General features: G+C 42.9%; 23 protein-coding genes. 15 read left to right on the top strand and 8 right to left on the bottom strand.

Annotated elements, in window-relative coordinates:
* Positions 1–5: 5 nt before the first annotated feature.
* The 8 genes from ACEN2L_RS14620 to feoB all read left to right on the top strand — a co-directional run bounded on the left by ACEN2L_RS14620 (position 6) and on the right by feoB (position 7,542).
* The gene (locus tag ACEN2L_RS14620) at positions 6–812 is read left to right on the top strand and encodes a methyltransferase domain-containing protein (RefSeq protein ID WP_441744745.1); all 807 of its coding nucleotides are present in this window, start codon (positions 6–8) and stop codon (positions 810–812) included.
* Between the two features lie 12 nt (positions 813–824).
* Positions 825–1,547, top strand: a complete 723-nt coding sequence (bioD, locus tag ACEN2L_RS14615) for a dethiobiotin synthase (RefSeq protein ID WP_441744743.1) — start codon at positions 825–827, stop codon at positions 1,545–1,547.
* 83 nt (positions 1,548–1,630) lie between these two features.
* Positions 1,631–2,113 carry a low molecular weight protein-tyrosine-phosphatase gene (locus ACEN2L_RS14610; RefSeq protein WP_306022026.1) on the top strand — a complete coding sequence of 161 codons (483 nt, stop codon included), beginning with the start codon at positions 1,631–1,633 and terminating at the stop codon, positions 2,111–2,113.
* A 52-nt stretch (positions 2,114–2,165) separates the two neighbouring features.
* Positions 2,166–3,086, top strand: a complete 921-nt coding sequence (locus ACEN2L_RS14605) for a FecCD family ABC transporter permease (RefSeq protein WP_441744742.1) — start codon at positions 2,166–2,168, stop codon at positions 3,084–3,086.
* A gap of 1 nt (position 3,087) precedes the next feature.
* Positions 3,088–3,828, top strand: a complete 741-nt coding sequence (locus ACEN2L_RS14600; protein WP_441744740.1) for an ATP-binding cassette domain-containing protein — start codon at positions 3,088–3,090, stop codon at positions 3,826–3,828.
* A gap of 107 nt (positions 3,829–3,935) precedes the next feature.
* On the top strand, positions 3,936–5,279 hold the full coding sequence (locus tag ACEN2L_RS14595) for a class II 3-deoxy-7-phosphoheptulonate synthase (protein ID WP_306022023.1): 1,344 nt from the start codon (positions 3,936–3,938) through the stop codon (positions 5,277–5,279).
* A 107-nt stretch (positions 5,280–5,386) separates the two neighbouring features.
* Positions 5,387–5,617 carry a FeoA family protein gene (locus ACEN2L_RS14590; protein ID WP_306022022.1) on the top strand — a complete coding sequence of 77 codons (231 nt, stop codon included), beginning with the start codon at positions 5,387–5,389 and terminating at the stop codon, positions 5,615–5,617.
* A 110-nt stretch (positions 5,618–5,727) separates the two neighbouring features.
* Entirely contained in the window at positions 5,728–7,542 is a 1,815-nt protein-coding gene (gene feoB / locus ACEN2L_RS14585; protein WP_441744737.1) for a ferrous iron transporter B, read from the top strand.
* Between the two features lie 2 nt (positions 7,543–7,544).
* On the opposite strand, the gene ACEN2L_RS14580 is transcribed toward feoB, so the two are convergent.
* Positions 7,545–8,018: an NYN domain-containing protein gene (locus ACEN2L_RS14580; protein WP_306022020.1), complete on the bottom strand. Its 474-nt coding sequence runs from the start codon at positions 8,016–8,018 to the stop codon at positions 7,545–7,547.
* Positions 8,019–8,401: 383 nt separating this feature from the next.
* On the opposite strand from ACEN2L_RS14580, the gene ACEN2L_RS14575 reads away from it, so the two are divergent.
* Positions 8,402–8,575 carry a hypothetical protein gene (locus tag ACEN2L_RS14575; protein ID WP_306022019.1) on the top strand — a complete coding sequence of 58 codons (174 nt, stop codon included), beginning with the start codon at positions 8,402–8,404 and terminating at the stop codon, positions 8,573–8,575.
* 75 nt (positions 8,576–8,650) lie between these two features.
* On the opposite strand, the gene ACEN2L_RS14570 is transcribed toward ACEN2L_RS14575, so the two are convergent.
* The 5 genes from ACEN2L_RS14570 to nadK all read right to left on the bottom strand — a co-directional run bounded on the left by ACEN2L_RS14570 (position 8,651) and on the right by nadK (position 14,696).
* On the bottom strand, positions 8,651–10,234 hold the full coding sequence (locus ACEN2L_RS14570; RefSeq protein ID WP_441744735.1) for an ABC-F family ATPase: 1,584 nt from the start codon (positions 10,232–10,234) through the stop codon (positions 8,651–8,653).
* A gap of 144 nt (positions 10,235–10,378) precedes the next feature.
* A complete protein-coding gene (locus tag ACEN2L_RS14565; RefSeq protein WP_441744733.1) occupies positions 10,379–11,260 on the bottom strand; it encodes a DUF2608 domain-containing protein in 882 nt (293 codons plus the stop codon).
* Between the two features lie 317 nt (positions 11,261–11,577).
* A complete protein-coding gene (locus tag ACEN2L_RS14560) occupies positions 11,578–11,934 on the bottom strand; it encodes an outer membrane protein assembly factor BamE (RefSeq protein ID WP_306022016.1) in 357 nt (118 codons plus the stop codon).
* 106 nt (positions 11,935–12,040) lie between these two features.
* Positions 12,041–13,714, bottom strand: coding sequence for a DNA repair protein RecN (gene recN / locus ACEN2L_RS14555; RefSeq protein WP_441744731.1), 1,674 nt, complete (start codon positions 13,712–13,714; stop codon positions 12,041–12,043).
* A gap of 106 nt (positions 13,715–13,820) precedes the next feature.
* Positions 13,821–14,696 carry an NAD(+) kinase gene (gene nadK, locus ACEN2L_RS14550; RefSeq protein ID WP_306022014.1) on the bottom strand — a complete coding sequence of 292 codons (876 nt, stop codon included), beginning with the start codon at positions 14,694–14,696 and terminating at the stop codon, positions 13,821–13,823.
* A 177-nt stretch (positions 14,697–14,873) separates the two neighbouring features.
* Here nadK and nagZ point away from each other — a divergent pair, with 177 nt between their 5' ends.
* Both nagZ and ACEN2L_RS14540 read left to right on the top strand, forming a co-directional pair.
* Complete coding sequence (gene nagZ, locus ACEN2L_RS14545; protein ID WP_441744728.1) at positions 14,874–15,908, top strand: beta-N-acetylhexosaminidase; 1,035 nt, start codon at positions 14,874–14,876, stop codon at positions 15,906–15,908.
* Between the two features lie 164 nt (positions 15,909–16,072).
* A complete protein-coding gene (locus ACEN2L_RS14540; RefSeq protein ID WP_441744726.1) occupies positions 16,073–16,399 on the top strand; it encodes a YunC family protein in 327 nt (108 codons plus the stop codon).
* Between the two features lies 1 nt (position 16,400).
* Here ACEN2L_RS14540 and ACEN2L_RS14535 read toward each other — a convergent pair whose 3' ends face one another.
* Positions 16,401–17,399 (bottom strand): LysR family transcriptional regulator, encoded by a 999-nt coding sequence (locus tag ACEN2L_RS14535; protein ID WP_441744724.1) that lies wholly within the window; start codon positions 17,397–17,399, stop codon positions 16,401–16,403.
* Between the two features lie 359 nt (positions 17,400–17,758).
* Between ACEN2L_RS14535 and ACEN2L_RS14530 the strand changes: the two genes are divergently transcribed.
* From ACEN2L_RS14530 to ACEN2L_RS14515, 4 genes are all read left to right on the top strand, one after another.
* Positions 17,759–19,348, top strand: coding sequence for a flavin monoamine oxidase family protein (locus ACEN2L_RS14530; RefSeq protein ID WP_441744722.1), 1,590 nt, complete (start codon positions 17,759–17,761; stop codon positions 19,346–19,348).
* Positions 19,338–19,952: a c-type cytochrome gene (locus tag ACEN2L_RS14525; protein ID WP_441744720.1), complete on the top strand. Its 615-nt coding sequence runs from the start codon at positions 19,338–19,340 to the stop codon at positions 19,950–19,952. Before ACEN2L_RS14530 ends, ACEN2L_RS14525 begins: the two co-directional genes overlap by 11 nt.
* Before the next feature lie 21 nt (positions 19,953–19,973).
* Positions 19,974–20,486, top strand: a complete 513-nt coding sequence (locus ACEN2L_RS14520; RefSeq protein WP_441744719.1) for a RidA family protein — start codon at positions 19,974–19,976, stop codon at positions 20,484–20,486.
* 99 nt (positions 20,487–20,585) lie between these two features.
* Positions 20,586–23,252 (top strand): TonB-dependent receptor plug domain-containing protein, encoded by a 2,667-nt coding sequence (locus ACEN2L_RS14515; RefSeq protein ID WP_441744717.1) that lies wholly within the window; start codon positions 20,586–20,588, stop codon positions 23,250–23,252.
* 130 nt (positions 23,253–23,382) lie between these two features.
* On the opposite strand, the gene ACEN2L_RS14510 is transcribed toward ACEN2L_RS14515, so the two are convergent.
* Positions 23,383–23,913, bottom strand: a complete 531-nt coding sequence (locus ACEN2L_RS14510) for a cob(I)yrinic acid a,c-diamide adenosyltransferase (RefSeq protein WP_306022005.1) — start codon at positions 23,911–23,913, stop codon at positions 23,383–23,385.
* Between the last annotated feature and the right edge of the window lie 26 nt (positions 23,914–23,939).

The raw sequence follows: 23,939 nt of genomic DNA, 5'->3' as shown, positions 1-23,939 counted from the left end.
GAATCATGTCGCAATCAATTCTCGTAAATCACAATAAAGCACGTATCGCTAAGCAGTTTAGTCGCGCAGCAGTAACATACGATAAACTAGCCAAGGTGCAACTTGATATTGCCCTTGATGCAAAGGCCATGCTGCCTGAACATAGCCATTGTTTATTAGACATAGGCTGTGGCACGGGGCGAATTACCCAAGCGTTACGCCAGCAAAGTCAGCAGCTACTGGCAATGGATTTAGCGTTTGGCATGTTACGCCACGCGTCTTTTCAGACAATGGAACCGTCTGAGGCGCCGATCTTGTGGTTACAAGGTGACGCTGAGCAACTGCCCTTGCAGACTTGTTCGGTTGATACGATATTTTCGTCCATGGCCCTGCAATGGTGTGCACACCCAGAGCAAGTCTTGAGTGAAATACATCGCGTATTAGTGCCAACGGGACATGCTGTGATAGCGCTAATGACAGCCGGTTCGTTTAGCGAATTGAGTCAAAGCTGGCAATATGTAGATTCGCAACGCCATATAAATGAATTTTATCCCACTGACACATGGGTACAAGCGGCGCTTAAAAGTGGCTTAAAAGTAGATATTAAAAAGCAGTGCTATCAATCATGGCACCCTGATATTCGTCATCTACTTGCCTCCATTAAAGGGGTAGGCGCCAACATTTTATTGAATACCAGCGATAAGCAAAGCCAGAACCCAGCAATCAATCGACATAAATTTAATACACTTGAACATTTTTATTTTTCGCATTTTGGCGCAGAACAACAATTACCGTTGTCGTATCAAATACTCTTTCTAAAGTGTGAAAAATAGTAAGGAACAATAATGGGACAATTAGCGGCCACTAGCCGAGCTTATTTTATTACCGGAACCGATACCGAAGTAGGAAAAACCTTTTTTTCAGTGGCTTTGCTTCAGGCCTTCAATCAACTCGATTTAAAAACTGCCGCTTATAAACCAATTGCTGCGGGTTGTGAAACCACTACCGATGGCTTAAGAAATGAAGACGCATTGGCTTTACAGCAATCGAGTAGCTTAGAACTTGATTACGCAGAGGTTAACCCAATTGCGCTAGCCGAACCTATCGCACCTCATTTAGCCGCGCAAATTGCATTGGGTAAGGGGCAGTCAATCGACTTATCGTTAGACCGGATTAAACAAGGATTTGTAAGTCTATTGCACAAAGAGCCAGATGTGTTGATAGTAGAAGGGGCGGGGGGCTGGCGTTTACCGCTTGGCAATAACGAACAAGGTCATCCGACATTTTTGTCTGATTTTGTGGCTAATCAAAACCTCGCTGTTATTTTGGTGGTAGGTATGCGATTAGGGTGTTTAAATCATGCCATGCTAACTGCGGATAGCGTGCGTCAACACGGTTTAAAAATAGTGGGTTGGGTTGCTAATACTTTGGATCCTGATATGCCATTTTTAAACGAAAACATTGAATCCTTAAAGCTTTTGTTGCGTGCGCCCCTAATCGCTACTCTGCCTCGATTAAGTGACCCAAGCGAAGCTGCCACTCGGCTTAATTTGTCTTGCTTGGTTTAAGTACGGTCTAGCGCTTGCCAAATCGAGCCATACAATGGTAAAACACAATGAAATCAATTTAATAACGTATGGGAGTTGCTGATATGGCAAATAGTGATACCTCGGTGTTATTTGTGTGTTTAGGTAACATTTGCCGCTCTCCAACCGCAGAAGCGGTGTTTAAGGAAAAAATAAAAAACAGCCAACTCAGGATTGATATCGATTCTGCCGGAACAATGGGCTATCACATTGGTGTGACCCCAGACGAACGAGCAAAGGCGGTTGCACAAGAGCGTGGCTATAATTTTAAAGGCATAAAAAGTCGCAAAGTGGTGCTTGAAGACTTTGAAAAATTTGAATATATCCTTGCGATGGATAAAGAAAATCTTCGCCATTTATTAGAAATGTGCCCGGCTGAATATCAGCATAAAGTGGTGTTATTTATGCAATACGCAGACTCCGATGTTGAAGAAGTGCCAGACCCCTATTATGGCGGTAAGCGGGGATTTGAGTATGTACTTGACCTTATCGAGTTGGCATCTGATGGTTTACTTATTTCGATAGCATCACGATTTGCAGTCCGTTAAAACAAACACAGACAAGCATAAAACCTACTTAAGTGGTTTTTTGCTGGTGCTAATGTGTAGTGTGCTTTTAGTGCTATTTGATGGCTTGAGTGCGCCTTGGCAAAACGAATTAGACCAACAAATTATCATTAAACTGCGTTTGCCTTTGGTTATCACGGCTTGTTTGGTTGGCGCTGCGTTATCGATTAGTTCGGCCAGTTTACAAGTTTTACTGCACAATCCTTTGGCTGACCCCGGTATTATCGGTATTACCAGTGGTGCCAGTTTGTGTGCCGCTTTATTTTTATTATTGGGTGGGGGGCTTGCGCCTAATATTCTTCAATATCTCCTTCCTCTTAGTTGTTTTATTGGCGCAATCATCTCTACCATTTTAATTTTTTCCGTTGCGCGCAGATTAGCCGCTAATCATGCCTCTGTCATTTTGGCTGGTATTGCGATATCGACTATCAGCGGGGCAGTAGTTGCATGGTTACACTTTTTTTCAGATGCCCAGTCAATGCGAAACTTAACGTTTTGGTTGATGGGAAGTCTGCATCAGGCTGATTGGCCTATTTTATTTTTCGCCGCCCCCTTACTGGGGGGATTGATTGCGTACTTGATGAAGCAAGGGCGAGCGTTAAATTGGTACTATTTTGGTCAAAATAGCGCGCAGTTGGCGGGCTTAGATGTGCATAAATTTCAAAACAAGATGTTGTTGGTATGCGCGCTGAGTGTTGGAGCTGCAGTGTCGCTCGCAGGTTCAATTGCCTTTGTGGGGTTATTAGTGCCTCATTTACTGCGGAATTTTTTTGGTTATGACAATCGTTTCATCCTGCCAGCTTCCGCTATCTTGGGCGCATGTTTATTGTTATGGGTAGAGCTCGCTACGCGTTGGTTCATGGGGATTAGTTTACCGGTATCGATGATTACCGCTAGTTTAGGCGGCCCCATTTTTCTCTATTCTGTTGCACGTTTAGGTAAGAAGCGTCACTAACATGGTAAAGTTTGACAAATTGAGCGTAACAGGGCGGTTAAATGCGGTTTCTGGCCATGTTGATAAGGGCGACTTTGTACACGTACTTGGGACTAATGGCGCGGGGAAATCGTCTTTACTAAGTGCTATCGCAGGTTTGCTGGAACTGGATAGCGGCCTTGTCCTGTTAAATGGTCTCAGCATTGTCGATTACAGCTTGCCGCAACTGGCTAGCTTTCGCTGTTTTCAAGAACAGCAGCAAAGTAGTGCGTTTGCTTTAACAGTCTCAGAAGTGTTGTACTTCTTTAGCGAGTGCTATGACTTACCTGCCGACTTGGAAAATGCCCTTGAATTAACAAACCTGATGCATAAACCCCTTAATCAACTCTCGGGTGGTGAAGCAAGGCGGGTACATATTGCTCGGACACTGCTTCAAGTATGGCCCGCTATTAAACAGGGGCAGGCAATTATTTTATTAGACGAGCCGACTCAGGGCTTGGATTTTAAGCATCAACATTTACTGTTTAGCTTATTGGCTCGCCTAAGTGACTCAGGTAGTGCGGTGGTGGTGAATCACCACGATTTAAATTTGTGCCAGCAATATGCCAATAAAATATGGTTGCTCCAACAAGGACAAATTGTGAAAACAATGGGGTCTCTACAGAGTATTAGTAATGATGATTTATCTCACATCTTTAGCTGCTGTATTCGATTTGCAATTGATGAAGCTGGCAATAAGATATTTCAAACTTATCTAGAATAGTGCATGTTCTGATTGCTTTCGTTTATCATACCCTCTAACGTCTGATGCAGCCCTTTTACTGTAAATGTTTAGGCTAATTATTATTGAAAACCGAATAAGGAAACATTGTGAGCCAGTGGCAACCCGATAGTTGGCGTGCAAAGCCAATTTTGCAACAACCAACGTATGAAGATAAACAACAATTAAGCGCAGTTGAACAAAAGTTAAAGAGTTATCCACCTTTAGTCTTTGCCGCCGAAACTCGCCAATTATTTAAGCAGCTAGGCGCAGTAGCCGAGGGCAATGGATTTTTATTGCAAGGTGGCGATTGCGCTGAGTCGTTTAATGAATTTAATGCGCCTAAAATTCGCGATACCTTTAAGGTTATCTTGCAAATGGCCATTGTTTTGACCTTTGCAGGCCGTTGTCCGGTTACTAAAGTCGCGCGTATGGCAGGCCAATATGCCAAGCCTCGCTCTGGTGACTTTGAAACGATCGATGGCATAGCCTTACCCAGTTATCGTGGCGATATTATTAACAGTTTTGAGTTTACAGAAGCGGCTCGTCGACCCGATCCACAAAGAATGTTAGAAGCCTATAATCAGTCTGCTGCGACCTTGAACTTGTTGCGCGCTTTTGCTCAAGGCGGTTTAGCTGATTTAAACGAGGTGAACCGTTGGAATATGGCGTTTGTGGATAACAATCCATTAAAAGAACGCTATCAGGATATTGCCCAGCGTATTCAAGAGTCACTAGAGTTTATGAGTGTGATGGGGATCAATCCCACCAATACGCCAACCTTGCATGAAACGTCTTTGTTTACTTCTCATGAAGCTCTATTGCTTAATTACGAGCAAGCCTTAACCCGTATCGACACCCTAAGCGGCAACTGGTACAACTGTTCGGCGCACATGCTGTGGATTGGTGAACGTACGCGTCAACTTGATCATGCGCATTTGGAATTCTTCCGTGGTATCCATAACCCAATAGGGGTCAAAGTGGGTCCAAGCATGGGCGATGACGAATTAATTCAATTAATTGACGCGCTTAACCCACAGAATACTGCGGGGCGTTTAACGCTAATCACCCGCATGGGTGCAGATAATCTCGAGAAGAATCTCCCACGATTGTTACGCCGTGTTAAACAAGAAGGCCGCAAAGTGGTGTGGAGTTCTGATCCGATGCACGGTAACACTATTAAAGCTTCTAGTGGTTTTAAAACGCGAAATTTTGATGCTATCTTGCGTGAAATTCAGCAATTTTTTGCCGCACACAAAGCAGAAGGAACTCATGCTGGAGGTATTCATCTTGAAATGACTGGACAGCATGTGACTGAGTGCACAGGTGGGGCATATCAAATCAGTGATGATGACTTAGCCCAAGCATATAAAACCCAGTGCGACCCACGATTGAACGCCGACCAAGTGTTAGAAATGGCATTTTTGGTAGCCGATCATTTACGCGTAAAATAATAAGTCCGCTTTACGTGCAGGAGTGCAGCACATTGATTGCACTCTTACCCCCTTTAATGGTATAAATGCGAATTGTTTGCATTTGTAGCTTTTATTAAGGTGCTTGTATGACGCTTTGGGAAATTAAAAATAAACAATCAGCAATGATTGATAGTCTTGATGCCACTTTAGTACCTGCAATTGGGCAGCGCCTAAACGAAATGGGGTTTGCCAGTGGGCAGTTAATTCAATGTTTACGCCGTAGCCCGCTAAAAGGCCCTTTGGTTTTGCAACTAGGTGATTGTGTGTATTCTTTGGAGCAAAGCATCGCCACACGCATCAATATCACCGCTGCGTAATACATATCATCGTTTTATTTTTTCAAACGAAAGACGCAGTAATACCACAGCAAATTTCTCAGTGTTGATACGTTAAGTATTGCAATTAAACACAGGTTTTAAGGCAGTTAATGAAAAATATCATCTTGGTTGGTAAACCCAACTCAGGCAAGAGCTTATTATTCAATCAATTAACCGGAATGCGTCAAAAAGTAGCTAATTTCCCAGGCGTAACGGTAGAGCTCAAAAGTGGAAAGTTTGATCAGTATCAACTAGTTGATTTTCCTGGTACCTATTCTTTACAAAGCCTTTCTCGCGATGAAGAGCTAGCTATTGCTAAGTTGCATGAAGCGATGCATAGCGATGACACCTCGTTGATTGTATGTAACTTGGATGCTACTCGTTTAGAACGTAGTTTGGTGTTTGGCTTGCAGGTCAGAGATCTTGCCTTTCAACATAACAAAGGCCTTATATTTGCCTTAAATATGATCGATGAAGTCTCTCGTTTTGGCCATCATATTGATACCGAACAACTCGCACAAGACTTAGGTTGTAAGGTGCATGCTCTTTCGGCCAAAACCTTAATTGGCTTACATGAGTTTAGACTTGCCTTGCTCGATGCGGCTCAACATCCGCAAGATTTCATCCCGCTAAAAACAGAAGAGGCAAGCCAACCCGTATTGGAAATCAGTCGAAAATTATCTCAGCAATATGGCATAAAAGCGGATGTAGTACTGAAAAGACAAAACAAAATAGATGACTTTTTGCTGAATAATGTATTTGGTGGTTTAATCTTTTTAGTCATTATGTTCCTGTTATTTCAGAGTATTTTTACTTGGGCAAGTCCTTTAATGGATGGTGTTGAAGCCATCGTTGGCCAGTTAGCTGCACTGTCTAGTAGTGTGTTACCGCCTGGGGTTGTTAATGATTTTGTTACTGATGCGCTCTTTGGCGGAGTAGGATCATTTTTAGTCTTTGTGCCACAAATTATGGTACTGACCTTGGTCATTGGCCTATTAGAGGATACTGGTTACTTAGCTCGTGCAGCGTTAATTTGCCATAAACCGCTAAGCTTTTTTGGTTTATCTGGCAGAAGCTTTATTCCTTACTTATCAGGCCACGCATGCGCTATCCCTGCGATATTTGCCGCGAGAACCATCGAATCACCGCGCAAACGCCTAATTACCATGATGACTATCCCTTTGATGTCATGTTCTGCTCGTTTGCCAGTTTATGCGCTATTAATAGCGGTGCTGGTCCCTGAAACGCAATACTTAGGTGGTTTACTTAACTTACAGGGGATTACGTTTTTCATTTTGTATTTCATCGGGATTTTAACCGCCTTATTAGTGAGTACTTTGCTTAATAAACTCACTGACATGAATACAGATCAGGCTGAAATGCCCTTTATTCTAGAATTGCCCACTTACCGATTACCGCACTGGAAACCCCTTATTCACCGCGTATTAACCAGTGCTAAGCAGTTCATTAAACGAGCTGCGCCAGTCATTTTTGTGGTTTCTGTGGTTATTTGGTTTTTGGGCTATTTTCCGCAAAACGGTGACTTACAGTCTTCGTATTTGGCAATGCTAGGCCATTGGATTGATCCGATATTTACGCCTTTGGGTTTGGATTGGCGTTATGGCGTGGCTATTTTAGTCTCGTTTTTAGCCAGAGAAGTTTTCGTGGGTGCACTGGGTACTTTGTTTGGTATCGAAGGAGCGGATGAAAATATTGCTGGACTGGCTGCAAACATTCAAAGCGATGGTTTGGCTTTAGGGGCTGGAATTGGTCTGATGCTGTTTTACGTCGTAGCGTTGCAGTGTGTTGCTACAGTAGCGACAATTAAAGGCGAAACAGGCAGTAAAAAGATCGCTTGGGGCTTATTTGTTGGTTACGGCCTTCTTGCCTATTTCTTGGCATTCTTGGCCGCAACGTTTATTTAAACCTACAGTAGCAGGCTGTCGTCGATTTTAATAAACTCGTCGGCAGCATTCACTAAAGAGTTTGCTGTGAGTTGGGGAACGCCATAGACCACCGTTCTGCATTGATGTTTATGCTTTAAAGTAGCGAGCAGTAAATCAAAGTCTCCATCACCAGAGAGCAAAACCAAACAATCAATATCTTTTGCTGCCTCAAGGGCGTCGATAGTAATGCCTACGTCCCAATCTCCTTTCGCCGAGCCATCACTACGTTGGATAAAGGGTTTTAATTTTACGTTGAAACCGATGTGCTTCAAGGCATTTTGAAACTTACCTTGTTGCATATCTCCTTTGTCTATTGCGTAAGCATTGGCGATAACTATCTCTCCTCGTTGACTAAGTTGCTGCCAAAACTCTCGGTAATTAAATTGTTTGGCGAAAGCGTCGCGAGTGGTGTAGTAAATATTTTGCACATCGACAAGTACTGCAATTTTGAGCATAAGGATTAGTGGATCAGTAAACTACGGAAGGCGATGATAACACGCTAAACAAGATAACTTAGTTTTATCATTAATAAGGCTTGCTAATAACCACCATTCATCATAGACTCCTTACGACTTGTTTATCCTCTCACCAAACAAGTCTTCAATGTATTGTCTTTCTCTGATCCAGTCGACCAACATTAAAAAAATAACAAAGCTGAATTATTGTACGGCGAGCTCGTGAGCGTAAAACAGGATACTTTTTCCTTGTAGCTCATACAGATAAAACCTTAATAGCGTTATCGTCAACACTATAGTGAAGCTTCTTTTTAGTTTTTGATAAACCTTGTTTGTATTGATTAATACGAGACAGTGGCTTATCTGTAAAATAGAGTTTTATTATGTCATTTACTACCTATCACGGTACTGATATCCGTGTAGCGTGCCCAGTGCATGCAATATCTGTTAACAAACACAAAGTGGCGTTTGCTGACCAATTTGGTCAAAAGTTGAATGTTTTTACTTCAACCCAAGAGGCGAAAGCGTTTGTATCTTGGTTACTGACGATTCATTAATCGTTGTGAATACCAAGCAATAAGAAACCGGATTAATTCCGGTTTTTTATTGCCTATTTAATCCTAGTAAAATATTTAGGCTTGGCTGGCTAAATAGCTCTCGTAATCACCTTTAAAATCAATGACCTTACTTGGTGTTATTTCGATAATACGCGTGGCGAGAGACGATACAAACTCTCGATCGTGACTAACAAAAATCAAGGTGCCTGGGTAGTTTTCCAAGGCCAAGTTAAGTGACTCAATAGATTCCATATCTAAGTGGTTAGTAGGTTCATCCATGACTAAAATATTGGGTTTTTGCAACATAAGCTTGCCAAAAAGCATCCGTCCTTGCTCACCACCAGAGATAACCTTCACAGACTTATTGATTTCGCTTTGCGAAAATAATAAACGCCCCAGTGTGCCTCTGATAACCTGTTCATCATCTCCTTCTTGTGCCCATTGATACATCCATTCAACCAGAGACAAGTCTTTTTCAAAGTCTGATGCATGATCCTGCGCATAATAGCCTATGTTTGAATTTTCCGACCATTTGACTTCCCCAGTGGATGGCACAACCTTTGACATTAAACAATTCAATAAAGTGGTTTTACCTACACCGTTAGCACCGATCACGGCGACACGCTCACCAACTTCTACCATTAGATTTAGATTTTTAAACAATTGCTCATCAAATGATTTTGATAATTCAGTCACTTCTAGCGCTTGACGATGCAGCTTTTTACTTTCTTCAAACCGAATAAAAGGGTTTTGACGACTAGAGGGTTTAACGTCATCCAATTTTATTTTATCTATCTGTTTAGCGCGACTGGTTGCTTGTTTCGACTTAGACGCATTGGCAGAAAAGCGACTAACAAAGGTGCGTAACTCGGCTATTTGAGCTTTTTTCTTCGCATTATCGGCCAATAAACGTTCGCGCGCTTGAGTAGACGCGGTCATATATTCATCGTAATTACCAGCAAACAAACGGATCTCGCCGTAATCTAAATCGGCCATATGCGTGCAGACTGAGTTTAAGAAATGTCGATCGTGCGAAATGATGATCATGGTGCAGTTACGTTCGTTCAATATGGTCTCTAACCAACGGATCGTATTAATGTCCAAGTTGTTAGTGGGTTCATCTAACAACATGATGTCAGGATCTGAAAACAACACTTGAGCAAGTAATACCCTTAATTTCCAACCTGGGGCTATTTCACTCATTAAGCCATAATGTTGTTCTACCGGAATACCTACTGCGATAAGTAATTCACCTGCTCTCGCTTCTGCCGTATAACCATCCATTTCGGCAAACTCAGACTCAAGTTCAGCAACACGAATACCATCTTCCTCGGTCATCTCTGGATTAGCGTATATCGCGTCTCTTTCGGCTTTTACCGTCCAAAGTTCAGTGTGACCCATAACAACGGCATCAATAACGCTATATTCCTCATAAGCGAACTGATCTTGTTTTAACTTACCAATACGTTCACCCGGATCGGTAGACACATTGCCTGCTGAAGGCTCTAAGTCACCGCCTAAAATTTTCATAAAGGTGGATTTACCACTGCCATTGGCACCAATTAAACCATAACGATTATTGTTGCCAAATTTAACGGATACATTTTCAAATAGTGGCTTTTCGCCAAATTGCATGGTGATGTTTGCGGTGCTTAGCAAGGTAATAATTCCAAGGTTAGATAGTGAGAAAGTGCGTTAACTGCGCGATGTTTACAAAGCAGCAGAAAATTTGGCGCATATTATGCCACAAAATTAACCGGCCTGCTAAAAATTAGGCCGGTTTATTGGGAAGAGGAAAGGGAGTTAGTTGCTGCTTAAACAGCTACCTGAGCTTCTGCTTGGATAAATTGAATTTATCAATGCTGTTAAAGTATCCCATTGGTGGGCCATCTCATCAGCTTGATTTTGACTCAGTATTGCACCATTTGTTTTCATGCGGTCTTCTTCTACCTTGTTGTAGTGAAAAATCGTCATGTCTATACTGCCATTGCCCTTATACGCTTCGTATAAGTTATCGATATTTTTTTGCGAATCGTCGACAAACACGATCGCTTTGAACTGTCGCTGCATTTTACTTAGTAGGTAATCAAGCATTGCGCCTTTATTCATACCAGAGGTCATCATGATACCTTGCATATACGTCATTTCTCTTGGGATAAACTCTCGTAGAAGTGGCGCGTCTTGGCCTACTGGGCTCAATGCCGTAACACTGAGATCAATGCCTGCACGAGACAATTCACGTTCAGTTGCGGAGCGCGTTTTAGGCGAGCGAGAGGTTAAGGCAAATACGGTAATACCTTGCTGTTGCCAGTCGTTAATCATCGCAGGTAAGGCAGATTCAGTCAGCACCATCGGACTAAGTTCGTATAATAAACTAATGCTGTCTTCAAACAAACATTGTACTTTTTGCTCTTCACGGGGTTTTACCGCTAAGCTACCGCGTTGCCATTGATACCAAATATCGCCACCCAAATCACTTTCACTGGTCAATAGGGTATTGTCAATATCAACGACCACTAAGACATTATCACTGTTATACCGAGTGGTTTTTTGCTTTATGGTTTTTACCACATCCTTAAATGCATGGGTTTCTTGTACAACTACGCCAGATTGTTCTGGCTGAGGAGAGTTAGCACAGGCACTAACACTTAAGAGGAGTAAAATAAGTAAAAGGGATTGTTTCATTCGTAGCTCAATATCTTCTTCTAGTTTAATGATTTAAGGCGTGTTTGTAGTGTGCTATAGAAAGAGCATTGTAACCATTAAAAGCTTGCAGTTGTATGACAATAAGCCCATGAATTGATTCGATAATTGCCTTGTCATACAAGCAATTCGTTAACCAGTGCTGCGATGTTGCACCAGCCACGTACTTGCTGTTTAAGATGGTTAAGCCGCCGAACTCCGTCTACACATTTAAGGTACTTTTTAATAGGGGGTAGGGCAGTGATGAACTAAAATGCCAGCTTGATAACCAAGGGCCTCAAACTGGCTAGGCCGACACCTTATTGATCTAGTGGAGTATTAAAATCTTCGGATAACTCGAAGTCCCCAACTACTGAATTGACTTTATCATCAACAAAGGTAATGGTAAGTTCTTTACGGAAGTCCTCTCCACGCTTTTTCATCCCTCTTTTCATTTGATACAAATAGTACCAAGTGTCGTGGTTGAACGAGTCTTCAACTACAGGTTTACCTAATACATAGATAACCTGTTCTTTAGTCATATCAATGCGTAATTTTTTAACGTCTTTGTCGTCTAAAAAATTACCTTGTGGTACATCAATACGGAAAATCCAATCAGCACAAGCTGACAACATAAACGTGGCGCTTAACACGACCAATAAATTTCTGAACTTCATTATTATTTAGTATCTCGGCGTTTAAAAAATGACCTATCGGCGACACCTATTTAAAATAAGCGTCGCATCCTAACCCAGCCGAGTTCAAGCAATCAATGCTTAATTACTATGAATTACTGATTTGCAGTAATTCTTTTGCATTAGCAATTGCTGACTCAGTCAAAGTATCCCCAGCTAATAGACGTGCTAATTCGTCAATTCGTTCATTTTCTTCTAAACAAATCATGTGAGTTTCTGTTGTTTGTTCATCACTGAATTTCGCGACAAACATTTGATTGTGTGCTCTGGCAGCCACTTGAGGTAAGTGAGTCACACAAATAACTTGAGTCTGTTCGCCTAATTTACGCAATAACTGCCCCACGATAGAAGCGGTTGCACCACTTATTCCACTGTCAACTTCGTCAAAAATCATGGTGGCTACTTGACTATTACCGGAGCCAATAACTTGGATCGCCAATCCAATACGGGATAACTCGCCGCCTGACACAACTTTTTCAAGATCATCCATCGCTTGACCTTTGTTAGTCGACACTTTAAAGCGTACTGCGTCTAAACCAAGTTTATGGGGAACATTGTCAGTAATATGCTGAACATCAATAGCAAATTCAGCGTCTTTCATGTTCATTTTTTGAATATGTTGTTGTACTTGCTTGGCAAAATTAAGCGCAGCTTTTTGTCGAGAATCACTGAGTTTTTTAGCGGCTAAATAATAGGCTTGTTCGCCCTGTCTTAATTGCAGCTCTAATTCTTCTAATAAATCATCCTCTTTCATTAGCCCTTGGTATTCATTGCTTAGTTGTTGATGAAAGTCATAAAGCTCTTCTGCAGGGACATGGTGTTTCCTTGCTAAATCAAGCGCCTGTGAAAAACGCGCCTCGACGGTTTGCATTCGCATCGGATCAATTTCAAGTTGGTCGGTATAAGCACGCAGTTCTTGAGCCGCTTCTTCAATTTGAATTGCCGCTTCGTTTAGCATATTTACAATGGGCCCTAAACTTTGATCATGCTCTTGCAACTCTGCCAAGCGTTCTAAACTGTTTTGCACCGCGGACAAGGCGTTGAATTCGTCTGCCTCATATAACTGATGAAAACTAATTTGCGTTTGCTCAAGCAGGGTTTGACTGTGGCTTAATTTTTTATGATCAATCTCAAGTTCGTTAAATTCACCATCGGCTAGGGCAAACTCATCAAGCTCTTGAATTTGATAAGCCAATAATTGACAGCGGTCAGCTCGCTGTTGCTGGCCTTCTTCAAGTTGCTGATAGCGTTTTTGCTGCTCTCGCAATTTTTGATATGTTTGAGCTACCACTTGGAGTAAGTTTTGGTGATCCGCTACTCCATCAAGCAAATTGCGTTGTTGCTCACTTTTCAGAATAAGCTGATGGGCATGTTGACCATGAATGCTCAGCAGATTACTGCCTAACTCTTTTAATTGCTGCAAGGAAACGGGTATACCGTTTACAAAGGCTTTTGAACGACCTTCAGCAGATATCACTCGCCTGATTAAACATTCATCTTCGTCAGCCAATTCATTTTTTTGCAGCCAGGCCTGTGCCGCTTGCAATTTAGTAATATCAAAAAAGGCACTGACTTCAGCTTTATCTGCACCCGTTCGCACCATGCCGCTATCAGCCCTTTCACCGAGGCATAGGCCGAGTGCATCAACAGAAATAGACTTACCTGCACCAGTTTCACCAGTGATGGCGGTCATACCGTTTGAAAAATCAACGTCTAAGGTTTTTACGACTGCAAAATTTCGGATCGATAAGTGAGTGAGCATAATTCTTAGTAGTGGTTATATATACAGTAACTGTAAATATAACCATGAGTATGCATACTGTCCAGTACTAACAAAAAATATCCTTGCTTTTTTGTTGGCCCGTCATTTAATACAGTTTGGTGCCCCAATTGAGCTTAGTGCGTAAGACGTTAAAATAGTTATAGTCTTTGGGGTGGATAAGAGATAAGCGGTTTGGATTTTTTCGAATAATAACTTCGTCGCCGGGTAGCACTGTCAACACAATATGGCTGTCGCAACTAACCTGCAGATTATCGCGATTTTCAGGTGATATCTTCATTTTTACCGTACTGTTGGCGTCAATCACAATGGGACGGCTGCTTAGGGTGTGCGGAAACATTGGGACTAGGGTTAAGGCGTCGAGGTTGGGCGTGAGTATGGGGCCACCGCCAGATAACGAATAAGCAGTTGAGCCTGTTGGTGTGGCAACGATCAAACCATCTGAACGTTGACTATAAACAAAGATATCATCTAAATACACTTCAAACTCAAGCATGTGCGCTACTTTGCCGTGGTGAAGTACCACTTCGTTGACGGCCGAATCTTTACTTTGCATTTTGCCGTGTCTAAACACCTCGACTTCAAGTAAAAACCGCTGCTCGGTGATGCATTCACCATTGAAAATACTGTCAAGTTGTTGTTCAAAGTCTTCGGGGTTAATGTCGGTTAAAAAACCTAAGTTACCCCGGTTAATACCCACAACTGCAACGTTGAATTCGGCAAGTACCCTTGCAGCACCCAGCATATTGCCGTCACCACCGACTACAATAGCAAGATCAGCTTGTTTGCCAATTTCTTTAATGCTGGCTGATTCAAAGCCATTTGAATCAAGTTTATTAGCTGTGTTTTCTTCAACGAGAATGCGGCATCCGCGCTTTTTTAAATAAACAATGATGGCCTTAAAGCTAAGATTAGCGCCTTGGTGCGCTTGTTTGCCAATTAAGCCTACTGTTGAGAATTCCATATATAAACATCAAAAATAACCATTCGGTAGTATAATCATGGCTGTTAAGGAATGTCATAACTTTATGTTAACTAAACTTAAAAAAACGGTTTAGTTGCATTGGCGTAGGATTCGATTGACTCGCTGATAGTGATGTTTTTATAGTGTCTCAAACGAAATTTAATATAAGAAGTAAACATGGGTCCATTAATGATTGATGTGTCGGGTTATGAACTGACGCATGAAGAAATTGAGATGTTGGATCATCCTCTGATTGGCGGTTTGATTTTATTTAGTCGTAATTTTTATGATCAGGCTCAGCTCAGTGATCTCATTAAACACATTAGACAATCGTGCCGCAACGACATCATTATTGCTGTCGATCACGAAGGGGGCAGGGTACAGCGCTTTAGGCAAGGTTTTAGCTTAATTCCCGCTATGGGTAAACTCTTCCCCTTAAATAGCGACCGCGAGCCCGTTAGTATCGAACAAAGTAATCGCTGGGCTGAACAATTTGGCTGGTTAATGGCCGCTGAATTATTGGCGTTTGACATCGATATTAGTTTTGCACCCGTGCTAGACATCAATGGTAACTCACAAGTCATTGGCGACCGAAGTTTTCATCAGCAGCCTCAACATATTGTCAGGTTGGCCAGTGAATTTATTCGGGGGATGCACCGAGCAGGAATGAAAGCCACAGGTAAACATTTTCCTGGTCACGGGAATGTGTTGGAGGACTCTCACATTGCGATGCCTGTTGACAGGCGCAGCCGTGAAGAAATAATGCGCATTGATATGCAAATATTCAAAGATATTCATCAACAAGGTTTGTTGTCTGCAGTCATGCCTGCTCATGTTATTTACCCAGAGGTAGATGCGTTACCGGCAGGTTTTTCGAAGACTTGGATTGGCCAAATTTTACGTCAAGAGTTGGCGTTTAACGGCGTGGTATTTTCCGATGATTTATCCATGCAGGGGGCTAAACAAGTGGGTGATATAATCACTCGTGTTGAGTCTGCATTAGCAGCGGGGTGTGACATGGCGCTGGTATGCAATGATCCCGCTAGTGCCATGGCTGCGATTGATGGCTTACCCAGTAATTTAGTGGTCAGTGAGCGTCCAGCCTCCTTGAAAAAAAGCCTTAGCATGAGTTTTAAACAATTAAAACAAACTGATGCCTTTCAAAATGCACAGCGCAGTCTTGAGCAGTTTAATGCGTTAATGACTCGATAAAATGTCTACGTTGCAAAAGCATTTTCTCTATGCTGCGGCTTCTCATTTAGGCTATTGAAATAATCGCTAGCCTACAATGCTTGGCACTCTTGTTGCTTCAACGCTTCGTCAGTAAATGACAAGACAACAATAACAATACGTAACAATATTGAGGACAAAGGCAGATGAAAATATTTATGTGGGCAAGTGCAGGTTTATTATTTGCTTCAAGCGTACTCGCAGATAGTTTTAGTTGGGGAGAATTAAAGCGAGAAAGAATAGATTTAAAACTGCCCTTGTTAACGATCCAAGGAGAGAAAGGTCTTTTAGCCTGTGGTTACATTAATGCCGCTACCTGTGACAAAACTGGTGAAGCTTGCGCTATCGTGTCAGGGGTAAACGACCATACTGAAATGTTAAACAAACCGGTTGTGGCTCTATCGTCTGCGGCTAAAGCCTTAGGTGTAGAATTAGGAATGTCAGGCGCACAGGCTTTAGATTTACTGCGTTAATTCAACCTGCGGCTAAGGTTTCAAGCTGCATTCTCGATGGCCGAGCGTATTTTTTATCAAGTAAACTACCGCGCCAAAACTGTTGATTATGCATGCTTGCAGTCACTTCTCGAATTAGTTCAAATACCGAAATGACCGCAACATCCTGGGATTTTTTTTCAATCATTTGTAAATAAACATCTCGCTGCAAGGCGGGTTGTACAATATTGATGGCGCGGATTTGATTGCTCGTTTCCAGGTGAAAAGCACCAGAAGAGGGCAGGACCGCTAAACCAAAACCTTGAGTAACGTAGTGCAAAGTGGTCATAAGTTGGCCAAAGGCGTTTTTAGGTTTCAGTTTGATACCACTTTTTTGCGCTTGTTCTGTGAGTAGGCGATACATGGCATCTTGCTCAACGGGCATAAAAATATCGTAATGTTGTAAATCTCTAAAATGAATAGAGCCGTACAGGGCTAGTTCACTGTAAGCAGGATTTTTAGGATGATGTGAGATATACAGGTAGAGATTTTCTCTTATTAGCGGTATTGAACGCTGTGTTGCGTTTATTCCGGCAGGATTAAAACTCAGGGCGATATCAACTTCTTCATCATTAAACCATTGCTCTACTGCCATAGAGGGCCCTATCCTAAAGCTCAATTCAACATTGGCAAAACGATGCTCTAATTCGGTTAGCAATTCAATCGACAATACGTTGCAACAGGATTGGCTTAGCCCCACCACCACCTTACCTTTGCAATCCTTTTTACTGCCCATCAGATCAGCTTTGGCTGCATTGATTTGAGTTAAAATAATGCGTGCATGCTCTTCAAAGCAGCGACCTGCTTCAGTAAGCTCTACGCCGCGAAAATCCCTTTCAAACAACTTAATTTTTAACTCATGCTCTAAATTTGCCAACTGTAAACTTATCGCCGGTTGCGCAACATCCAACTCTCTGGCTGCTGCGGTAATACTGCCTTGTTCGGCTGTCGCTAAAAAATACTGCAACTGTTTAGTATTCATTACTTACCTAGTTAAAGTGAATCGCTCGTCAATGTTTGATAGCACGATTAACTGCCCTGTAAGTAATCGTTAATCCTAAACTGTTGGTGCGTTAGCTAACAAACAATACAAAAATAGTGCCAAAAAAATAAATGCTGTGGCTGCAGGACGATGGTGCGCCTGTTAGATCCATTTTAACTCCCCTTAATTCAACAGATTATTGACGACTATTTTACGAGATTTTAAAGGGTATAAAAAAAATATAGAGCCCTACCACATTAAACTGCGTTCTGTCCTAGGGCGAGTCTGGTTAGCATAAAGCTCTGTTTTGCAGCGTGTTTTTTATAACCACCAAATATTAGGATGTAGTTTTAAGACCTATGCTAAATATAACTCGTAGACAATTTCTCACTTATGTTGGTGCGGCAGGTGGCTCTTCTGCCTTACTCAAAGCCAACCTAGCACTGGGTTTGATGCATGACGACCCCTACGCCGGACCGGTTACTGTTAAGCCTGCCTCTAGTACTAATAAGCCTAGCGCGTTGATACTGGGTGCGGGTATAGCAGGGCTTGCTACCGCAATTGAATTAGAACGAGCTGGCTATCAGGTCACAATCCTTGAAGCGTCGCATCGGGCCGGTGGACGAAATTTAACGGTGCGTCACGGTGATAAAATTGATGAGATGGGTCAGCCGCAAATTTGTCAGTTTGATAAAGCCGAAAACCTGTATTTTAACTGCGGTCCTGCACGAATTCCGGGGCATCATCGCCGCTTATTGCACTATTGTAGAGCTTTGGGTGTGCCATTACAGATCAAAGCCAATAGTTGTAAATTAGCCTATTTTCACGACGATAAGGCATTTGGTGGTAAGCCCGTTAGACAAATTGACTATCACGCCGATGTGAGAGGCCTGATGGCTGAGTTGTTGTGGAAGTCGGCCGATGCTCATCAATACGATCAGTTGCTTAGTGAAGATGATGTCGCAAAGCTAATGAAGTTTGCGCGTCTTCATGGGGATTTAACCGAAGCGGGCAAATATGTCGGTACTGAGCGTGCAGGCTCGACCACTGATCGTATGTTGGAGTTTCCAAAACCCCATGCCCCCATTGAATTAAAAGCGATGTTAGATAGCAGCTTTTGGTATGGCGGTTTATTAGGGGCTGAGCTGTATGACTGGTGTGAGCCATTAATGGAACCAACCGGTGGTATGGATGGCGTAGTAAAGGGCTTTGTGCGTCATTTAAAAGCTAAGCCTGTATTACATGCGCAAGTTAAAAAAATCTACAATCAAGAAAATGGCGTAGAGGTTACGTACGAACAAAACGGCCAATTTCATACGATTCAAGCCGATTACTGCTTTAACAATATTCCTGCCTACTTTATGGCTGGCATTGAAAACAACTTCTCTTCAGTTTATCAAGCTGGGCTAGACAGCATCAAACGGGGCCATCTGTTTAAGATTGCTTATCAAATGAAAGAACGCTTTTGGGAAAAAGAAGGAATCTACGGTGGTATTTCTTATACCTCTGATCCGGTTGCCCAGTTGTGGTACCCCTCCCACGATATTCATGCACCAAAGGGCATCTTGTTAGGTGCCTACACGTGGGATCCTAAAGTCAGTGCTGTATTTGAAGCCATGACACCCGCTGAACGTTTACTTGCCGGTGCTAAATCGGGTGAAAAAATCCACCCTGGTTACAGCAAATACATCGAAAACGGCATCAGTATTCCTTGGGCACGAATGAATCACCAAATGGGCTGTGGCATGCGCATGAGCCCAGAAGATTGGGACAAGTACTTTCACGTATTGCAAAAACCTGAAGGCCGTCATTTTATGATTGGTGATCAAATCAGTCATCACAGTGGCTGGCAAGAGGGTGCTCTCGCATCAAGTGAACAAGCCCTTAATCAGCTTAATAAACTTCTCAGTGTAAATATCGACCATGGAGTTAACAGCCATGTTAGTTAAATCATTTTTAGTGTTACTCACCCTAGCAGCTATGTCTCAGTTAGCCGTCGCTGAAGAGACGCCAACCCCCGAGGGCCTTGAGTATTGTACCGTGTGTCATGGTAGTCAGTTAAAAGGCAATGCCAATATTGGAGCCCCGCGCCTCAGCGGTTTGCCGCAGTGGTATATCGAACGCCAACTACTCAATTTTAAACAAGGGATCCGTGGTGCCCATAGCGACGATGATCGTGGTATGGAAATGCGTCCCATGGTCAGTGGCTTAAGTGTGGATGAGCTAAAAGCCATTGCCGCTTGGGTGGCCAAAACCGAATCAGATAAACCTGAAGCAACCCTGACGGCAGACAGTTCAGCGGGCAAAGCGCTTTATCAAAGCTGCGCCGCCTGTCATGGCGCACAGGGGGAAGGTAACAAAGCCATTGGAGCGCCGAGTTTAACCGGACTCAATGATTGGTATTTGGTCACTCAACTCAATCATTTTCGTCTCAATGTCAGAGGCGCGCAAAGCGCTGACACTTATGGTCAGCAGATGAAGGCCGCCAGTGTCATGGTGACTTCCGAGCAAGATGCGGCCAATTTAGCCGCCTATATTACCCAACTTAATTAGTTTACTAGGAGCTGTATATTCATGAAAAAATCTTTATCCCTTGTTACATCTGCCTTAGTCGCCGCTAGCACCTTGTTTAGTGTGTCGACTCTTGCTGATGTGACTCGTCATGCCTTACCTAACAATAATCCTTTTCCCATTTCTCGAGCGGTCGAAGTTAGTCCGGCAACCACATTGATCTTTCATAGTGGCATGGTACCAGGGCCGGTTAATCCAGAAGCAGAGCGCGGCAGCCGCGAATATTACGGCGACACTGAAACACAAGCTTTAAACGTATTTAAACGATTTGAAGAGTCGTTTAAAGAGCTTGGTGTCGGTTTTGGTGACGTCATTAAGATGCAAGTCTTCATGGTAGGCGACCCCACCATGGACGGCAAAATGGATTTTGGCGGGTTTATGAAAGCCTACACCTTGTACTTCGGCACTAAGGAACAACCCAACAAACCGGCCCGTTCTGCCTTTCAGATCGCTGGATTAGCCGGTGGGCCAAACATGCTTATCGAAATTGAAATGGTCATTGCCAAACCTAAATGAGAGATGAGCTCTAACGTTGACTAGGCGCTAGAGCATCCATTTAACCAGTAATTCTAGTCACACACTACCAAGCGCTACTATAAAAATAAGGGGAACACTATGCTTCAGCAATCTAAGCTAAATAAAGCAATAAAAACCAGCTTAATGACGTGGGCACTTAGCACAGTCGCCCTGTCGTCGGCCATGGCACAAGAAACACCAGATGCAGCCGCCGATGCTGAATCGTATGAAAAGGTGGTTATCACCGGTTCACGTGGTGCTCCGCGCTCTTTAGCAGATTCACCTGTACCCGTTGATGTACTCAGTGAAGATGATTTAGCGGGTGTACCATTTACTGATACTAACGATGTATTAAAAACCTTAGTACCGTCGTATTCATTGCAACGTCAACCTATTTCAGATGGTGCATCGTTTATTCGTCCGGCAACACTCCGTGGCATGCCGACTGACAAAACCCTCGTATTAGTGAACTCTAAACGTCGCCACCGTTCTGCATTAGTACAAATTGGTGGTTCAGGTACCCAAGGGCCAGATATCGCGACTATTCCTTCATCAGCTTTAAAAGGTGTTGAAGTGCTGCGTGACGGCGCTGCCGCACAATATGGTTCTGACGCTATCGCTGGGGTAATTAACTTTGTTTTAAAAGACAACGATGAAGGCGGTTCATTTTCACTTGAAACAGGCCAATACTACGAAGGGGATGGTGAGCAAATCACCATGACTGGTAACGTTGGTTTTGCCCTTGGCGACAAAGGATTTGTTAGCATATCAGCTGAATATGCTGATTCAAATTCCACCTCTCGTTCCGAGCAGTACTGTGAGTCATGGGCATGTGTTGATGCCACAAGTCCTGATTTCTTGGGTGGTGGCTCGTTCGATTCGAGCCTCGCAGGTTACACTGAAGAGGGTTTTATCGCTGGTTTGGACGCTGCCAACTTAGGCGGAGAAGGAGTGGTACAGCCTTGGGGACAACCGAATACCTCGGGTACGCGTTTATTTTTTAACAGTGGTTACGAAATCAGTGACAGCATGAAGTTTTATGCTTTTGGTAACTACTCTGAAAGTGAAGGTGATGGCTCCTTCTACTATCGCTATCCTGGTAACGGCACAATTGAAAATATACGTGAACAAGATGGCTCGTTATACAGCCCACTGGAAAAATTCCCGGGCGGTTTCACACCACGTTTCTTTGGTGACATTACTGACTATTCTTTAGTAACTGGCCTTGAAGGTGAATTTGCTAACGGTATGACTTATGATTTCAGTGGTCGTTATGGCTCAAATGAAATCTCTTATACCCTTAAAAATACGATCAACCCTTCTATGGGCCCTGACTCGCCCACTTCTTTTACACCAGGGGATTTAATCAACGAAGAATTACAATTTTCGGCTGACTTTACCAAGTACTTTGATGCTGATTTGTACTCTGATGTCTTGGTTGCCTTCGGTTTAACTTACATGGAAGAAAGCTATGAGTTGGTTGGCGGTGATGAAGCTTCGTATTCTGCTGGTCCTTATGCTTTGCCCGATCCTTGGGATTTTTGTAATGCTGATTATACTGCAACAGCCGCAGGAGCCGCAATTTCCGGATTAAATTGTGCAAATTATACGGCGAATACAAATGAAGACGGTACTCCAGTAGATGGATTTGCTGGAATGGATCCTGTATACCAAGTGGTTGGTGTGGGTTCAAACGGCTTCCCGGGTTATTCGCCTGAGTATTCAGGCAAATACGAGCGCGATATGGCTGGCGTATACGTTGATGTAAGTTCTGACGTGTCAGAATCACTGTTTTTACAAGGCGCGATGCGTTATGAAGACTACTCGGATTTTGGTTCAGAGTTAGTGGGTAAAGTGGCTTTTAGATACACACTAAATGACGACTTTAATCTGCGTGGCTCTGTGGGTACGGGTTTTAGAGCACCAACACCAGGTCAGCAAGGTACTACTAACGTGTCTACACGTTTACCTAATGGTTTACCTGTTGCAACAGGTTTGTTTCCTGCAATCAGCCCCGTTGGTCAAGCCTTAGGTGCAGAGCCGCTGTCACCTGAAAAGTCTTTAAACTACGCCATAGGTGTTACAGGTAATGTCGATGCCTTGAATATCACCTTAGACTTTTATCGAATTGAGTTAGAGGATCGTTTTTACGCCGTATCAACTTTGGAAGTATCGACAGATCCAACGAAAGTCGATGCTTACCAAAACTACTTAAAACTTGATGCAGCAGGCGTTGCTGGCGCAAACTCAATTGGTGGCGTTAACTACTTTCAAAATGCCTTCGATACGGTTACTCAGGGTATGGACTTAGTGGCAACTTACACCTTTGATGATACGGTTTTCACCACGTCATTAAACTATAACAAAACAGAAATTGACTCTGATGCTTCTGACTACTTAAATGCAGAAGATCAATTTGATGTAGAAAATGCCACGCCCGACTGGCGCGCGGTTATCTCTGCAAAACACAATTTCGATATGTTGAGTATTTTAGTGCGAGCCAATATTTATGGTTCTTACGAGAATGCGATTAACTCAGCGGCCACCACCATTCAAGAATATGGTTCAACGGTATTCTTTGATGTCGAGGCTAAGTATCAACTTACTGAAGACTTGAGTATCGCGGCGGGTGCGCGCAACATCTTTGATGAATACCCAGACAAAGATACCGGCGGTGATGACTGCTGTGGTAACGTTTACTGGTCAAGCAACATTGTTGACTGGCAAGGTGGTTATTACTATGCACGTTTAAACTACACGTTCTAATTTTTATTCAGACGCTGTCTAAATAAATATAAAAAGCCTGCCACGTTAAACTTGGCAGGCTTTTTCCGTTTTAGGGGCTGGCTTATTTAATTTCAGATGCTGAATATTACGTAAACGCTAAAAAGAGGGCTCACACTTTAACATCAGATAAGCCAAGTTCATGATTCAGACTGCGCGCAACCACAAAAAAGTAGTCAGATAAACGATTAATAAACTGCAAACACACTTCAGGTACAGGGTGCTCTACCAGTAAGGCAACCAAGGTACGTTCCGCTCTACGCGCGACGGTACGACAGACATGGGCTTGAGATGCAGCCATACAACCACCCGGTAAAATAAACGATACTTGAGCAGGTAAAACCAATTGCAGTTGGTCAATGTGGTGCTCAAGGCTTGCTACATCCTGTTGATTTAATTTACTTGTAGCAGAAACCGCAAAGCCAATTTGAAATAAACTCTGTTGAATGGCGGGTAACTGACTTGCCACAATGGAGTGAGGATGTGATTGCGTAATGTAACTTGTTAATAAACCCACGTGAGCGTTCAACTCATCAAGGGTGCCATAACATTCGAGTACTTGATCATCTTTGCTCAGTCTAACAACTTTATCCGCGTAGATTTGGGTTTGGCCTTTGTCGCCGCCCTTAGTGTAAATTTTCATATTATTCCTTGCTGCGAAACAGACTT

Source organism: Flavobacterium sp. W21_SRS_FM6 (assembly GCF_052119645.1).
GTDB lineage: Bacteria > Pseudomonadota > Gammaproteobacteria > Enterobacterales > Alteromonadaceae > Paraglaciecola.
The sequence above is the reverse complement of the archived record's forward strand: the minus strand, read 5'-3'. Positions and strand labels throughout refer to the sequence as shown.

Bases quoted from the DNA above. Each gene is read 5' to 3' on its own strand.
- ACEN2L_RS14620 (WP_441744745.1), top strand. From the start codon at position 6: ATGTCGCAATCAATTCTCGTAAATCACAATAAAGCACGTATCGCTAAG.
- bioD (WP_441744743.1), top strand. From the start codon at position 825: ATGGGACAATTAGCGGCCACTAGCCGAGCTTATTTTATTACCGGAACC.
- ACEN2L_RS14610 (WP_306022026.1), top strand. From the start codon at position 1,631: ATGGCAAATAGTGATACCTCGGTGTTATTTGTGTGTTTAGGTAACATT.
- ACEN2L_RS14605 (WP_441744742.1), top strand. From the start codon at position 2,166: ATGTGTAGTGTGCTTTTAGTGCTATTTGATGGCTTGAGTGCGCCTTGG.
- ACEN2L_RS14600 (WP_441744740.1), top strand. From the start codon at position 3,088: ATGGTAAAGTTTGACAAATTGAGCGTAACAGGGCGGTTAAATGCGGTT.
- ACEN2L_RS14590 (WP_306022022.1), top strand. From the start codon at position 5,387: ATGACGCTTTGGGAAATTAAAAATAAACAATCAGCAATGATTGATAGT.
- feoB (WP_441744737.1), top strand. From the start codon at position 5,728: ATGAAAAATATCATCTTGGTTGGTAAACCCAACTCAGGCAAGAGCTTA.
- ACEN2L_RS14580 (WP_306022020.1), bottom strand. From the start codon at position 8,018: ATGCTCAAAATTGCAGTACTTGTCGATGTGCAAAATATTTACTACACC.
- ACEN2L_RS14575 (WP_306022019.1), top strand. From the start codon at position 8,402: ATGTCATTTACTACCTATCACGGTACTGATATCCGTGTAGCGTGCCCA.
- ACEN2L_RS14565 (WP_441744733.1), bottom strand. From the start codon at position 11,260: ATGAAACAATCCCTTTTACTTATTTTACTCCTCTTAAGTGTTAGTGCC.
- ACEN2L_RS14560 (WP_306022016.1), bottom strand. From the start codon at position 11,934: ATGAAGTTCAGAAATTTATTGGTCGTGTTAAGCGCCACGTTTATGTTG.
- recN (WP_441744731.1), bottom strand. From the start codon at position 13,714: ATGCTCACTCACTTATCGATCCGAAATTTTGCAGTCGTAAAAACCTTA.
- nadK (WP_306022014.1), bottom strand. From the start codon at position 14,696: ATGGAATTCTCAACAGTAGGCTTAATTGGCAAACAAGCGCACCAAGGC.
- nagZ (WP_441744728.1), top strand. From the start codon at position 14,874: ATGGGTCCATTAATGATTGATGTGTCGGGTTATGAACTGACGCATGAA.
- ACEN2L_RS14540 (WP_441744726.1), top strand. From the start codon at position 16,073: ATGAAAATATTTATGTGGGCAAGTGCAGGTTTATTATTTGCTTCAAGC.
- ACEN2L_RS14535 (WP_441744724.1), bottom strand. From the start codon at position 17,399: ATGAATACTAAACAGTTGCAGTATTTTTTAGCGACAGCCGAACAAGGC.
- ACEN2L_RS14530 (WP_441744722.1), top strand. From the start codon at position 17,759: ATGCTAAATATAACTCGTAGACAATTTCTCACTTATGTTGGTGCGGCA.
- ACEN2L_RS14525 (WP_441744720.1), top strand. From the start codon at position 19,338: ATGTTAGTTAAATCATTTTTAGTGTTACTCACCCTAGCAGCTATGTCT.
- ACEN2L_RS14520 (WP_441744719.1), top strand. From the start codon at position 19,974: ATGAAAAAATCTTTATCCCTTGTTACATCTGCCTTAGTCGCCGCTAGC.
- ACEN2L_RS14515 (WP_441744717.1), top strand. From the start codon at position 20,586: ATGCTTCAGCAATCTAAGCTAAATAAAGCAATAAAAACCAGCTTAATG.
- ACEN2L_RS14510 (WP_306022005.1), bottom strand. From the start codon at position 23,913: ATGAAAATTTACACTAAGGGCGGCGACAAAGGCCAAACCCAAATCTAC.